A 15,345-nucleotide genomic window follows, 5' to 3' on the forward strand; every position below is an offset into this window, starting at 1 on the left:
ATATAATTATAATATTGAATTCTGCTATGATATAGAGTAATATCCCCTAGATTCTTGTCATAATGAATGGTTCAGTTACAAAATAAAATTAGTAAAGATATTATGTATAAATTAGTTGTAATTTTTCTGATCAGTATTTTCAGTAACAGTTACTGTTGTATAGCATCAGCTAATCAAAACATGCTTGAAGATCAGCAACACAAAAATGATAATATAAGTTACAAGAAAAGCGAAAATACAACTCAACAAAGTCAATTGCTAGATATCTCATTATTGAAAATCACTGATATCTGGGGTAGAATTACTATACCACCTAATAATAATTCTGCTGTATATTTTAAAATACACAACCCTACTCAATTTGATTATACAATAGTGGATGCTACTTCTGAAAGTATATCACAAGATGTAGAACTGCATAAAAGTTTTGTAGATGAAAAGGGTATAAGTAGGATGGTCCATATGGATAAAATAATAATCCCTGCAAATTCTGATGTAGAGTTCACTCCAGGAGGATTACATGTGATGTTACTAAATGTTACTCGGGACTTAAAACCACAAGATACATTTGATATGTTACTATTTTTTGAAAATAATCCCAATCCGTTAAAAATAAAAGTCAATATTAGATAGTATATGATCAATAAACCTACAAAATATCTAATAAAAAATACTACTCAAATACTACAAAGCCTTTCAGGCACAATATTGCTTGCAATTGCAGCCCAGTTAAGTATCAAGCTTTGGATAATACCAATAACTTTGCAAACAGTTGCACTAATCATTATCTCTTCACTTTATAATACAACTCAAGCAAGGTACAGTGTATTACTTTATACATTTCTAGGAGCTATTGGATTCCCTGTATTTACTAATTTTAATGGAGGTATAGGGGCATTATTCGGACCTACAGGAGGATATATATGGGGTTTTATAGCATGTGTTTATTGCATTACATATCTAAGAAGTATTAGCGAGATAAATAGCCGTAGCCAATTTATAAAATATACTATTATAGGACTGAGTTTGTGCTATATTTGTGGTGTAATACAATTGTCGTTTTTTGTAGGATTCAAAAGTGCAGTTGAATTAGGTTTAACTAAATTCATTTTTTCAGGTATAATAAAAATTATAATACTAGCTCTGATATTGCCTAGCTGTAGAAAATACATTACGAATAAGAAATCTACCTAAATGAAAGACCCAATGGCTATTGTTAAATAGCTGATACCTAGATTCATTAAATTTACCAATATATGCATGCAAATCATGAAATTAATTGAAAAGATACTTACTGAAGCTAAGGTTAATATTAAAAAGATCAAAAATCAGTCTGACCTAGGTAAGTTAAAATCAGATTTATTAGGTAAAAATGGTCAATTAGCAGGTGAAATGAAGAAGCTATCTTCTATGGATGAGTTAGTACGTAAAACACAGGGCAAAAAATTAAATGATATTAAAATCGAAATAGAGAAATTGATACTAGAACGTAGAGAAATACTTGAACGAGAAAAATTGTCTGAAACATTATCGAAACAAAAATTAGATTTAACAATACCAGAAAAAGAATATAACATAGGTAATCTACACCCCCTGACTAAAACCATGGAAGAAGTATCAGTTTTTTTTCAGCAAAATGGTTTTGTATTAAAAGATGGACCAAATATAGAAAATAACTGGTACAATTTTTCTGCGCTTAATATGTCAGATACTCACCCTGCTCGCCAAACTCATGATAGCTTTTATTTAAATACATCTGATATTAATAGTGACAAGGCAAAACTTTTAAGGACACATACCTCACCTGTACAAATACGCACCATGGAACAATCTGATCCACCATATAGATTTATCTCAATAGGCAAGACTTATAGGGCAGACTCAGATAAAACCCATACTCCTATGTTTCATCAAATAGAAGGAGTAGTAGTTGACTCTAACATTAATATGGGACATCTAAAAAATCTGATGTTAGAATTCATTAAATACTTCTTTAATAAGAATGATATTGATATCAGATTGAGACCTAGTTTTTTTCCATTTACAGAACCATCTGCAGAAATTGATATTAAAATCAACAAATCTGAAGAATGGTTAGAAATTTTAGGTTGCGGTATGATACATACTACTGTATTAAAAAATGTTAATGTTAACCCTTTGCAATACAGAGGTTTTGCCTTTGGTATGGGATTAGAACGCATAACAATGATCAAATATAATATAGATGATTTACGCGAATTCTTTAATGGTGATATAAGATGGATAAAACATTATGGTGTATCTCCATTCCAAATTTAGGGACAAAATATTGTTGAATAATCAACTAGCTAATAATTTTGTATCACACTACTATTGAATAATTTGGTGTAATATATTATTATTGAATTGAAATAAAATAAATATTTTAGTGTAATATGATAAATGAACGTTTTCCGTTAATGCCTAAGGCCACAGCGATGTGGATGTTAGAAAACACCGGCCTTAGTTTTAAACAAATTGCAAATTTTTGTAAAATGCATGAATTAGAAATTAGATCTATGGCAGATGGGGAGCTATACTCCGGTATCGTGGGGATTAACCCTATTGAATTAGGGCAATTAACAGAAGAAGAAATAAACAAATGCACTAAAGACCCTAGTAGGGAGCTACAGCATAAAGAAAATGAATATTTTGACAAAACATCTAAAGCACAAGGTAGAAAATATAGATATACTCCTGTAGCAAGAAGACAAGATAAACCAGATGCCATTTACTGGCTAATAAAAAATCTTCTGGAAATTACAGATGTAGAGATAGTAAAATTGATAGGTACAACTAAAAATATGATTATGTCTATTAGAAAGAATGAACATTGGAATATACAAAATATTCGTGCTCGCGATCCAGTAATATTAGGTTTGTGTACTCAATCTGAGCTGGATAAACTAATAAATAAAGACGCTGCTATTTCAAAAAAATTAGACATTGAACAAAAAAATAAACCAAGTAACAACTAACTAATGGAAGCTTAGGTGTATACAGCCACTGTAGTAAAACCTCAGTTAATAGATTGATTTCAATATCTTTCTTACTGTATTACCGGTGTCTTTGATACATATCTCGCGTGCACTGGAGTTATTCTGTATTGATATTCATTTTATTAAATCTGGAACATATCAATATATTACCTTCTACCCTGAGAATAAATAATTTATCACCAGGAATTGCAATACAATCTGGATCTATTAATTTAGCATTCATCACAACCCCTGACCACTGAACTTCTCCTAATATTCCACATTTAATTGGGTTACCATATACTAGTACCTCCTTACCAATCATATCATCATACTTAGTTTTACGAGTTTGTTTTACTATTATTGGTAATAAAATAATTAACCAAACTAATGATAGAATAGAAAAAATAACTATTTGGTAAATATAACATATAGAAAAATATTCAGATATAATTGCAATAGAAAGTGATCCAAATCCTAAAAACAACAACCCTACAGACTGTATAACAAAAAATTCTAAAATAATAAATATTACTCCAATAATTAACCAAATTTTTGGACTCATACTCAATTCTAACATCTACAACCTTAAACTAAACCTTAAATTCTAAACTAATCAGTCTTATACAAAATTACTTGATAAAGCACTATCAAATATCTATAATAGCAGTCGTTGTTGCTATAAAGATTTTACCAATACAATATTGTGCTAATATCTTAATAACTATGAATATAACACTATTCTAATATTAATACTATAATGAATTAGTAATTAAATCTGAATTAGTTAATCATACAACTATATCTTATCACATACTATAACAAATGATGGGACGTCGTGATGTATTTATATAAAATTAGATACAACAAATCACAAAAATATGAATCAACGTTGAGCATCACGATATTATAGAATAGAAATGTCACAGGTAAATGTTATTGTTATAGAAATATCTAAAAAATTTTAACTATCCTATATAAATTAAATTTATGAAGATTATTGCTATAGTATGTACTTTAATTTTACCATTTTTATGTATATCTTGCACTCCACTTATAATAGGGGGGGCAATAGCTACAGGAGTAGTAATGAAAAAAGATACTAGCTGCAAAGAATCAGTCGGCGATATATACATTGAATCCAAGATCAAAATGGCATTTATCCAAAATCGCTATACAAATTTATATTCAAAAATCAAAGTACAGGTATCCCGTGGAGTAGTGGTATGTATAGGTTCTGTATCAAATAATGAAGAAATCGTAAAAGCACTGAAAATTATATGGAATATTAAAGGAGTAAAAAAAGTAATTAATGAACTACAAATTACTAAGTCTGGTAATAAACTAAAATTAGAGCAATATACTAAAGATAGTTTTGTCACATCACAAATTTTATCGAGAGCTATACTGAATAAAAAAATTTCAGTAGTAAATTACTCAATAATTACTAATAACAGTATAGTATACATCATGGGTATTAAAAGATCTGAAGAAGAATTAAATGAATTACTTAGCATCGCTTCAAAAATATACTCTGTAAAAAAAGTGATAAATCATACACAAGACTTAAATCAAAGTAATTGACACTTTAACTATAGTAAAATATTAGTATAATGCGATAATAATGTAAAACCTTTATTTAGATCACATGCATAATATCAACTCAATATAATCAAAACAGAATGAAATTTATAAGTTATCTAATAGTAATATTACTAATCTCTTGCAGCAATAAAGATTCATTTATACAAAAAGAGGCTTACAGTAAATTTTTAGGTGATGATCAATATCATATAACATATAAAGGTTATTATAAAATAGGAAAGCAATACAGAATTAAAAATAAAACATATAAACCAAAATTATACAGCAATTGGCAGCAAACGGGTTATGCCTCTTGGTATGGAGATAAAGAAAACGGCAATAAAACTGCTAACGGAGACATATTTAATAAAAAACTTTTGACAGCAGCACATACTACATTGCCTATGCCTTCAATAGTAAAAGTTACAAATTTAGAAAATAATAGATCCATAATACTTATGGTAAATGATAGGGGACCATATGCAAAAAACAGAATAATAGATGTATCAGAAAAGGCTGCTATGATATTAGGATTTCATAAACAAGGGATATCAAAAGTACATGTAAAATACTTACCAAATGCAACAAATACATTCCTTAAAAAAACTGGTATTACACAAGAAACAAAGAATAAACAAAAGCATGTAACGCATAAAATATGTAGCGCTAATGACTATATCAAATTATTAAACCTGAAATACAAAACAAATAGCAAATTAGATTAACAAAAATACCAATTATTATGGAATGTTTTGAATACATCAAAAATAAAGGATATATTTATCAATCTACAGAGCAAAAAATCCTGAGAGAAAGACTCAATAAAAATAAAATCACATTTTATGTTGGATTCGACTGTACTGCCCCATCCTTACATATAGGCAATTTAATGCAAATAATGCTTGTAAGAGCTCTACAAAAATATGGACATACACCTATTATACTGATAGGCGAAGCTACTACCAAAATAGGAGATCCTACAGGTAAAACTGAAACACGAAAAATGTTAAATGATCAAGAAATTGAACAAAATATTGTAGGTATCAAACATTCATTATCAAAATTCATTGATTTTGAGGATAAAAACAATAAAGCAATAATAGTAAGTAATAAATATTGGTTGGATAGCATAAAATATCTTGATTTTCTACGAGAATTCGGGAGAGTGATTTCTATCAATAGAATGCTTAACACAGATTATGTGCAATCTAGGCTCAACAACACACAAGCCTTAACTTTTCTTGAATTTAACTACATGATATTACAAGCTTATGACTTTTATTATTTAAATAAAATATATAACTGTGAACTACAAATAGGAGGCAGTGATCAATGGGGCAATATAATCGCTGGAATAGAGCTAATAAAAAAAACTTACAAAAATACAGCACAAGCTTTAACTACTCCATTAGTTACAAATGCTGCCGGCCAGAAAATGGGCAAATCTATTAATGGAGCTATCTGGTTAAATAAAAATATGTGCACCCCCTACGATTATTATCAATATTGGAGAAATATTGATGATAATGATGCAATGAAATTTGCACAATTCTATTGTGAATTTTCAGATTCAGAAATAGAAGAAATAAAAAATATTGCAATAAATAATATTAATCTAGTAAAACAAAAAATAGCATACCAAGCTACAAAATTATGCCACGGTAAAGACTTAGCAGATAAAGCACTCAAAACATCTATAAATATATTTGAAAAGAAATTAATGGATGATGATTTACCAACTATAAAATTAGAAAAAAAAATTATATGTGATGGTATTGTTATCCATAAATTAATTAAAGCTATAGGATATACTATTTCTAGTAATGAATCTAGAAAATTGATACGAAGTAAAGCAATTAAAATTAATAATAAAATTATTACAGATGAAACCTATATAATTAATAATTGTAATTTGCAAGATGGTAAAATAGAAGTATCATGCGGTAAAAAGAAAAAACTACTAGTCAAGGTTGAATAATTCTAGCCAATAGAAATGGATGAAAGTAAAAAAATAGTATTCCAGTAAAATTATTAATTGAGTTATAAGATCATTTAATACTATCCAGCACAATAAGTGATTTGTGAATTACTGGAAATTATTACAATATAGTTATTAGTTTCAGTAACATACAATCAAATAAAACGAGAAGAGAATATTGACTCAATTCATCACTAACTAACAATAAAACAATGATAGCATTAATGAATATCTACAATCTTTAATTTCTCATGTTTTGCTATCACATCCTCCATTGAACCTACCATATAAAACGCGGCTTCGGGTATATGATCACACCCTCCTGAAACTATCGACTGAAACCCTTTTATGGTATCTTCAAGTTGTACAAATTTGCCATGATACCCAGTAAATACCTCTGCAACACTCAGTGGCTGAGAAAAGAACTTCTGAATTTTACGAGCTCTACTAACAATCAACTGATCTTCCTTAGATAACTCATCTATACCTAAAATAGCTATAATTTCTTGTAAAGATTTATAAGACTGTAATATTTTTTGTACATCCCTAGCGACATTATAATGTAACTCCCCTACTATATGAGATTCAAGTATCTGCGAACTACTTTCTAAAGGATCTACTGCCGGATATATACCAGATTCAGAGATTTTACGAGATAATACTGTTGTAGAATCCAAATGAGAAAAAGAAGTCGCGGGTGCAGGGTCTGTCAAGTCATCAGCAGGCACATATATCGCTTGAATAGAAGTGATAGAACCCTTTTTAGTAGAAGTGATACGTTCCTGTAATATGCCCATATCGTAGGCCAATGTTGGCTGATAACCTACAGCTGAAGGAATTCTACCCAGCAATGTTGAAATTTCTGATCCAGCCTGAACAAATCTAAAGATATTATCAATAAAGAATAATATATCTTGTCCATCACCGATATCCCTAAAATATTCTGCAATAGTTAAAGCAGTAAGAGCTACTCTGGCCCTTGCTCCTGGGGATTCATCCATCTGACCAAAAACTAACGATACTTTTGAGTTTTCTAAATTATTAATATCAATTACACCAGACTGTATCATCTCATGATATAAATCATTACCTTCTCTTACTCTTTCTCCTACTCCTGCAAAAGTAGTAAGACCTCCATATGCCTTTGCTATATTATTGATTAACTCCATTATTAATACAGTTTTACCTACACCCGCACCTCCAAATAGCCCAATTTTACCACCTTTAGAATAAGGTGCTATCAAATCTATGACTTTAATTCCAGTAGATAAAATGACTTTTTCTGTAGATTGTTCTATAAATTTAGGAGCTGCTTTGTGAATAGAGGAATATTCTTCAGTATCAAGTGTGCCTTTATTATCAATCGGTTCTCCTACAACATTAATAATCCTGCCCAATGTTTTATTCCCTACAGGCACTCGTATAGGATACCCAGTATCTATTACCTCTAGTCCTCTAGAGAGGCCGTTAGTAGAACCCATTGCAATACACTTCACAATATTCTCTCCAATATGTTGTGAAACTTCTAAAACAAGTTTATGTCCAGCATTATCACACACTAAGGCATTTAAGATATTAGGTAGACTAACACCTTCTTCAAACTTCACATCAACTACAGCAGAAATCACTTGAACTATTTTACCTATTACAGCTTTTTGAGCACTATCATACATAACATTTTATCCTATTTAAATTTAATCATTTTCTATAAATTAAGGGATTAATCTATAAAGATTCAAATCCAGATACTACCTCTATTAATTCTTTTGTAATCAAATATTGCCTTTTTCTGTTTAGCTCTAAAGTAAAATCTTTTATTAACTCTCTAGCGTTAGTACTAGCATTTTCCATAGTTACCCTTCTCATTGCTTCTTCACTAGCAATATTTTCTAATAATCCGTAATATGACTCTGATAATAAATATAAATATACAAGAGCCCCTAACAAATCATCCCCTTCATACTCTGTCGTGTTATATCTATAGTCCATAACATTTTGACTAGATAATTGATTATCTGTTCTAACAGGAAATATAGATTTTTTAACAATTTTTTGTTTTAATACATTTATAAACTGATAATAATAAAAATCACATGGCCCAGAAACCCCTTCCAAAACTAGTGACTTAATTCTATTAGCTAAATATTTTGCTATCAACTCAAAATTCTTTTCATGAATTGGATGGTACTCCAATATTATTTCAGTATAATTCATACATAGAGCTTCATAACCCTTAGTACCAAAAATTATTAATTTTACTTTTTTATTACGATGTTTTAATAGCTCAATATCTGATTGTACAGCATTAATGATAGCTGAATTAAAATTACCACACAAACCTCTATCTGAAGTGAAAATTATTAATAAATGAGTTTTATTAATTAAATTACGCTCAAAAAAAACAGAATCGATTTTATTAGATATGACATTAAAATTTGGTATATAGTCATGTGAATGAATAATACCATATATTAAATCAGACAAAATCTGATTAGATTTGTTAAATTTCTTTGCAAGTTTTTCTATTTTTTTTAGCTTAGCAGATGCTACCAATTCCATTGCTTTAGTAATTCTTTGAGTAGCAGATACAGATTTGATTTTATTTTTTATATCCTTTAAAGATGCCATAACCTATTTATATACTAAGTCACTTTAGAAGTTGACCATACTTCCTCTATAAACCGATTGATAACTATCATGATTTTCTCTTCTAGTAATTCACTTAACTTATGCTCTATTTCAATTGATTGCAATATTTCTAAATTTTCCGTTCTAATATTATGCATTAAATTTTGTATAAATTTCTGTATATCAGACATTTCTATATTTCTAAGATAACCATTTTTTGCTAAATACAAGATAATAACCTGCTCAGATAATGAAATAGGCTGGTAATTTTCTTGCTTCAATAATTCAGTTAATTTCAACCCATATTCTATAATATTTTTTGCTGATTGATCTAGACTGCTACTAAATTGTACGAAATTTTCTAATTCTCTAAACTGAGCTAAATCTAACTTCATAGATCCAGATAACTGTTTGATAGCATACACCTGAGCGGCAGAACCAACTCTACTTACAGATAACCCAACATTAACCGCAGGTCTAATACCTCTATGAAATAATTCACTTTCTAAAAAAATCTGACCATCTGTTATAGAGATTATATTAGTAGGTATATAAGAAGAGACATCTCCGGCCTGGGTTTCAACAATTGGTAATGCTGTTAAAGATCCTCCTCCAAAATTCTCAGATAGTTTGGCTGACCTCTCTAACAGCCTAGAATGTAAATAAAATATATCACCAGGATACGCTTCCCTACCAGGAGGTCTTCTCAATAAAAGAGAAATCTGCCTATATGCCACTGCATGTTTGCTTAAGTCATCATATATCACAAGAGCATGTTGTCCATTATCTCTAAAATATTCTCCTATACTACACCCAGCATAAGGAGCAAGAAATTGCATAGCTACAGGGTCAGAAGCTGTTACAGAAACTATAGTAGTATAATCCATAGCTCCCGCATCCAATAATTTCTGGTGAATACCTGCAATAGTAGAACTTTTTTGACCAATAGCAACATAAACACAAAACAACTTAGCATCACTATTGTGATCATGATATCTTTTTTGATTAATAATACTATCTATAGCGATGGATGTTTTACCTGTTTGCCTATCACCTATAATAAGCTCTCTTTGTCCAAGACCTATCGGTATAAGGGCATCAATCACTTTAATACCTGTCTGCATTGGCTGGTACACCGACTGTCTTGATATAATAGAAGGAGCAAAAGCTTCTATATTCCTATATTCAGATTTTTTTATCTCAGACTTATCATCTACAGGATTTCCAAATGCATCTACCACCCTACCAAGCAATTTCTTTCCAACTGCAGTCTGAAATGGTACTTTACAGCGCTTTACCTGAGCCCCTTGTCTTACTTTGCTTTCATCTCCAACAATAATAATCCCTACAGAATCTAATTCAAGATTGATAATCATACCGTATACTTGATCTCCCAATATTACTTTCTCTCCTATTTGGGCATTATCTAACCCATGTACTTTCGCTACTCCATCACCTACCTTAGTGATATAACCAACTTCACTTATATCTATAAAATTGCTAACATCAGCAACTATTTTACCTAATTCTTCTGGTAATTTTTGGTAATTTAGATTCATTGTTCTATATTTTTTATAATAATATAATTAGAGTAATCACATTTTATGTGCCTACACTAAAACCACACTCAAATAAACAACATATTTTTTTGTACTTCTAGGAATGACATAGCTATTTTATCCAACATAGAAATTATAGAATAATTTATTACAAAATTATCGTACTGTATTACCATACCTCCTAGTAATGAAGAATCTATAGTTACATTAAATATCAATTGTTTATTGAGTTTATTCTCCAATAAATTCTTAATTATGTCTATACTTACTTGATCTAACTCAACTACAGACCTAATATTTATCAATTTAATATTCTTCATTTCTAGTAAAATAGAGTTATACTCTTCAATAATTGAAGAAAGTAAATTTAGAGATCTATTTTTAACTAGAAATAATAAGTAATTTCGTAGCTGATGATGTACACCCACTTCTTCACACACAAGATCTACAGTTTTCACCTTATGTAAGTAATATATAACTGGAGAATTCAGCAGTTTAAATAATATAGGATAATTGTCTAAAAATTTTATGAATCCTGTAATTTGTAAAGAATACTGATCCTTAATATCAATATTATCCGATAAGCCTAAAATCTTTAATGCATAACTACGCGCGCTATATGACTGATACATCTAACTGCCTATAAATACAACAAAATTAATAACGATAAAAGCTAGCCCATGTTAGAGATAAAAAAATACTGCTATTAAATAATCATTGTACTAAAAATGATAATAAAAATATATCATAAAAAAATACAAATTCACAAAAAAATAAGTTATGAAATATCCAGCATATACTAATTATCGGGCTGATTCTTGATTTTCTTCTTTACTATACTCTTCAGTTTTTTCTTATTAGGCTCTATAGTAGATTGATTTTTAGTATTTTTATTATTAGCAAGTGATTTTTTATTTGAAGCCTGATTATTTTTCTGCTCATTTATAATAACAGTATCACTAAAAATAATTGAACTGTCTTTAGCATTATACTTTACATCAAAATTCACAAAGGATTTAGGAAATTCAGGATTGGCATCAGTATTTAAATCATTACCAAGTAATATATGCTTAATCTGTTTACCAGACAATGTTTCATGAGTTATCAATGCATCTGATAACTCATGCAATTGTGCTATATTTTCAGTTAATATATCTTTAGCGACGCAATAACAGCTATCCAGAATATTTTTAACTTCACGATCAATTACTTCTGCAGTATGATTAGAGGTCTGATTCTTTGATGTTCCTCCTCCTGAATACATATCCTCATTATCTCTTCCATGAAATACAGGGCCTATTTTATCACTAAACCCCCATTCAGCTACCATAGAATATGCAATTTTTGTAGCCATTTTTATATCTGAAGACGCACCAGAGGTAACTTTTGCTGTACCAAAAATTATCTCTTCTGCTACTCTACCAGCCATCGCAACCGTAATATCTGCTTGCATTTTTTCGAAAGATACAGAAAATCTATCATTTTCAGGCAAGCGCATTACCATACCAAGAGCCCTCCCTCTAGGTATAATAGTAGCTTTATGAATAGGGTCTGAAGCTTTACAATAAAGCCCTACAAGTGCATGCCCCCCTTCATGATATGCAGTTAATTTTTTTTCATTATCAGATATAGCCATAGACTTCCTTTCCACCCCCATTAAGACCTTATCTTTTGCTTCTTCCATTTCACTCATTTCTACTATTTTTTTACCATATCTTGCAGCCAAAAGTGCAGCTTCATTTATAATATTTTGTAAATCTGCACCTGAAAAACCAGGAGTCCCTCTTGCTATTATTCTAGGATCCACTTCATCAGAATACTTAATTTTTTTCAAATGCACTTTAAGTATTTGTTCACGCCCATTGATATCAGGGTTAGATATAGTAATTTGCCTATCAAATCTTCCAGGCCTTAAAAGTGCAGGGTCAAGCACGTCAGGCCTATTAGTTGCTGCGATAATTATTACTCCTTCATTAGATTCAAACCCATCCATTTCTACTAATAATTGGTTTAAAGTTTGCTCTCTTTCATCATTACCACCTCCTAAGCCTATACCTCTATGCCTACCAACTGCATCTATTTCATCTATAAATATTATACACGGAGCATTTTTTTTACCTTGTTCAAACATATCCCTTACTCTGCTAGCCCCTACTCCAACAAACATCTCTACAAAATCCGAACCAGAGATACTAAAAAAAGGAACATTTGCCTCTCCCGCGATAGCTTTGGCTAATAAAGTTTTACCAGTCCCTGGAGGTCCAATCAACAAACAACCTTTCGGAATTTTACCTCCTAATTTCTGAAATTTACTCGGATTACGTAAAAAATCTACTATTTCTCCTAATTCTTCTTTGGCTTCATCAATACCTGCAACATCAACAAAAGTTACCTTAGGCCCTTTATCTGACATCAACTTAGCTTTAGATTTGCCAAATCCCATACCTTTACTACCTCCTTGGATCTGTCTCATAAAAAACACCCAAACCCCTATCAGAAGCAACATAGGGAACCATGAAACAAATATATTAAATATGGAATGTATTTTAGTATCAGGAGGTACTATATCAAAAAATATTCCATTTTTATTTAATACATCAACTAAGTTGGTGTATTCGCCTGCATAAGTACTAAAGGCCGTACCATTAGATAATAAACCTTCTATGTTCCTTCCTGTAATTTGAACAGAATTAACTTCTTTTGTGTGTACCTTATTCAAAAAATCTGAAAACGCTAATCTTTTACTACTAGTACCAAATCCATCCCAATTAAATGCATTAAATACCACGACCAATAACACAAAGATCATTATCCAAACTAGAACTTGCTTACCCTGATTATTCATTATGCTATATACCTAAAAAATGTGTAAACCGAAAAATAAAATTAGGTTGAAAAGTGATATCAAAACACCCTTTCTCCCAACTAATATCACAATAATTAATATGTGGAATAATAATATTTTTGCTGGAATCTCTTATGACAGGGATAGTAAATAAAATAGATCTAAAATCCTTATAGTTAAAAGATACAATTTTTTTGAAATCAACATTATCCTTAACTCTTAAATACTCCTCATGCAAAAGGATACCAACACATAACTGATCTAATATCTGATGTTCAACATTTGCACTATAAGACAATAAAAAACTCCTATCCCAAATAATCTGATTATTCACAAATAAATCATTAAGCTTCATCTCAGGACAATTTATATCTGATTGTTCTTTATATATCAAGATTTTTTGATATTCTTTTTTAATAATACAACCATGCAATGTTTTATACACTATATTTACTTTAGTATTAAAAATTTGCTCGATAATATTTTTGATATTTCTATACCTAGGTGAGGTCTTTTTGCGGCTAATGGTAGAGACTATATAAATCATAGTTTGAGTTATAATATCATGGTGATATTGCCTTAATTTATCAAAATTAACAATGGCAAATCCCAAATTATTTATTTTAACAGTTTCAGCTACAGCTTCTATTAAAAGATTATTTAAAATATTTGCTTTAGTATTTACACATGAAATTTCATCTAAAATTTTACTTTTGATAGCATGACTAGTAGTATGTTTATCAATAGAATGCCTGATTCTGTTTCTTTGAAACCGCATAGAGTAGTTAGAAGCATCTGTAAAGAAATGTACATGTTTCTCTAAAAGATACTGCACTAATTCAGATTTATTAAAACTAAACATAGGACGCAATATCCTAACATTATTGTAAAAATTTATATAATGCGTACTTAATCCCAATACACTGCTTTTACGTAATTTCCTGATTAAAAAATTTTCTATTATGTCATCCTGATGATGTCCTGTTAACAATTCTCTTATATTCAGTTTATTACATTCTGATGTAATGAGATCATATCTTCCAAGCCTAGCCCTTGCCTGCAAGTTAGAATATTTCCCATAACAATTCCACTGCATACTATAAAAACTAAAATTCAATTGATCAGATAAATCTTTAATATACTCCACTTCTTCTATAGTACCACTTCTTAAATTATGATCTACAATGAATACAGTGATATCAATATCAATTTTGTATATATTAATTATATCATGTATTAATATCATCATTGCAGTTGAATCAGGGCCAGATGAAACTGCTAGACCTATATTCTTTACCACACTAAAATCATCCCTTATCAACGAGGTAAGATTTTTATAAAATTCGTTTTGTAAATCAGATAACATCTCACCAATAAACTATAAGATCACTTTTTTCACTCCTAACCACCAGATAGCATAATAAAATTATTACAGCTTGCTTTATACTACTAACAACTTGTTATACACACTGATATTACCTCATGGTCAATTATATATAAAAAGATATTAAAAAAATAATATAAATTAAAAATTAGTTCAATAATAAGATCTAACTACCCTGAAGGCAGTAGTCTAGTTAATATCACTAAATATAGAATTTAAATTCTACTTAAATTAGACTATTAAAAGAAAATTATTAAATACATAAATTTAATGAAACTATATTGCATAGCAAGTTTATGAGATATAGTATAATACTAAAGAGAAATTTTACTACGGATATAAAAATTCATAAGATAGTTAACTTTTTTCTA

Annotated in this window: 13 protein-coding genes and 1 pseudogene; 7 read left to right on the forward strand and 7 right to left on the reverse strand. The window is 29.7% G+C overall.

Going from position 1 to position 15,345, the window contains the following annotated elements:
* Positions 1-102: 102 nt before the first annotated feature.
* The 4 genes from IHI24_RS02720 to IHI24_RS02735 all read left to right on the forward strand — a co-directional run bounded on the left by IHI24_RS02720 (position 103) and on the right by IHI24_RS02735 (position 2,996).
* Positions 103-633 (forward strand): copper chaperone PCu(A)C, encoded by a 531-nt coding sequence (locus IHI24_RS02720; protein ID WP_194966534.1) that lies wholly within the window; start codon positions 103-105, stop codon positions 631-633.
* Between the two features lie 3 nt (positions 634-636).
* A complete protein-coding gene (locus IHI24_RS02725; protein WP_194966535.1) occupies positions 637-1,194 on the forward strand; it encodes a biotin transporter BioY in 558 nt (185 codons plus the stop codon).
* A 75-nt stretch (positions 1,195-1,269) separates the two neighbouring features.
* The gene (pheS, locus tag IHI24_RS02730; protein ID WP_194966586.1) at positions 1,270-2,298 is read left to right on the forward strand and encodes a phenylalanine--tRNA ligase subunit alpha; all 1,029 of its coding nucleotides are present in this window, start codon (positions 1,270-1,272) and stop codon (positions 2,296-2,298) included.
* Positions 2,299-2,414: 116 nt separating this feature from the next.
* On the forward strand, positions 2,415-2,996 hold the full coding sequence (locus IHI24_RS02735) for a cell cycle transcriptional regulator TrcR (protein ID WP_194966536.1): 582 nt from the start codon (positions 2,415-2,417) through the stop codon (positions 2,994-2,996).
* Positions 2,997-3,114: 118 nt separating this feature from the next.
* On the opposite strand, the gene IHI24_RS02740 is transcribed toward IHI24_RS02735, so the two are convergent.
* Entirely contained in the window at positions 3,115-3,576 is a 462-nt protein-coding gene (locus IHI24_RS02740; RefSeq protein ID WP_194966537.1) for an NfeD family protein, read from the reverse strand.
* Between the two features lie 410 nt (positions 3,577-3,986).
* Here IHI24_RS02740 and IHI24_RS02745 point away from each other — a divergent pair, with 410 nt between their 5' ends.
* From IHI24_RS02745 to tyrS, 3 genes are all read left to right on the forward strand, one after another.
* On the forward strand, positions 3,987-4,580 hold the full coding sequence (locus IHI24_RS02745) for a BON domain-containing protein (RefSeq protein WP_194966538.1): 594 nt from the start codon (positions 3,987-3,989) through the stop codon (positions 4,578-4,580).
* A gap of 98 nt (positions 4,581-4,678) precedes the next feature.
* Positions 4,679-5,305, forward strand: coding sequence for a septal ring lytic transglycosylase RlpA family protein (locus tag IHI24_RS02750; RefSeq protein ID WP_194966539.1), 627 nt, complete (start codon positions 4,679-4,681; stop codon positions 5,303-5,305).
* Between the two features lie 17 nt (positions 5,306-5,322).
* Entirely contained in the window at positions 5,323-6,558 is a 1,236-nt protein-coding gene (tyrS, locus tag IHI24_RS02755) for a tyrosine--tRNA ligase (protein WP_194966540.1), read from the forward strand.
* Between the two features lie 221 nt (positions 6,559-6,779).
* Here tyrS and atpD read toward each other — a convergent pair whose 3' ends face one another.
* The 6 genes and pseudogenes from atpD to tilS form a co-directional block, all read right to left on the reverse strand.
* Complete coding sequence (gene atpD / locus IHI24_RS02760; protein WP_194966541.1) at positions 6,780-8,231, reverse strand: F0F1 ATP synthase subunit beta; 1,452 nt, start codon at positions 8,229-8,231, stop codon at positions 6,780-6,782.
* A gap of 52 nt (positions 8,232-8,283) precedes the next feature.
* Positions 8,284-9,186, reverse strand: a complete 903-nt coding sequence (atpG, locus tag IHI24_RS02765) for an ATP synthase F1 subunit gamma (RefSeq protein ID WP_194966542.1) — start codon at positions 9,184-9,186, stop codon at positions 8,284-8,286.
* Between the two features lie 14 nt (positions 9,187-9,200).
* Positions 9,201-10,745, reverse strand: coding sequence for a F0F1 ATP synthase subunit alpha (gene atpA / locus IHI24_RS02770; protein WP_194966543.1), 1,545 nt, complete (start codon positions 10,743-10,745; stop codon positions 9,201-9,203).
* Between the two features lie 68 nt (positions 10,746-10,813).
* Positions 10,814-11,377 carry an ATP synthase F1 subunit delta gene (atpH, locus tag IHI24_RS02775; RefSeq protein ID WP_194966544.1) on the reverse strand — a complete coding sequence of 188 codons (564 nt, stop codon included), beginning with the start codon at positions 11,375-11,377 and terminating at the stop codon, positions 10,814-10,816.
* Between the two features lie 386 nt (positions 11,378-11,763).
* A pseudogene (gene ftsH, locus IHI24_RS02780) lies at positions 11,764-13,590 on the reverse strand (ATP-dependent zinc metalloprotease FtsH); the annotation flags it as partial.
* A 4-nt stretch (positions 13,591-13,594) separates the two neighbouring features.
* Entirely contained in the window at positions 13,595-14,956 is a 1,362-nt protein-coding gene (tilS, locus tag IHI24_RS02785; RefSeq protein ID WP_194966546.1) for a tRNA lysidine(34) synthetase TilS, read from the reverse strand.
* Positions 14,957-15,345: the final 389 nt, after the last annotated feature.

The sequence above is a fragment of the Rickettsia endosymbiont of Cardiosporidium cionae genome, assembly GCF_015476335.1.
In the GTDB taxonomy this organism is placed as follows: domain Bacteria; phylum Pseudomonadota; class Alphaproteobacteria; order Rickettsiales; family Rickettsiaceae; genus JADHZC01.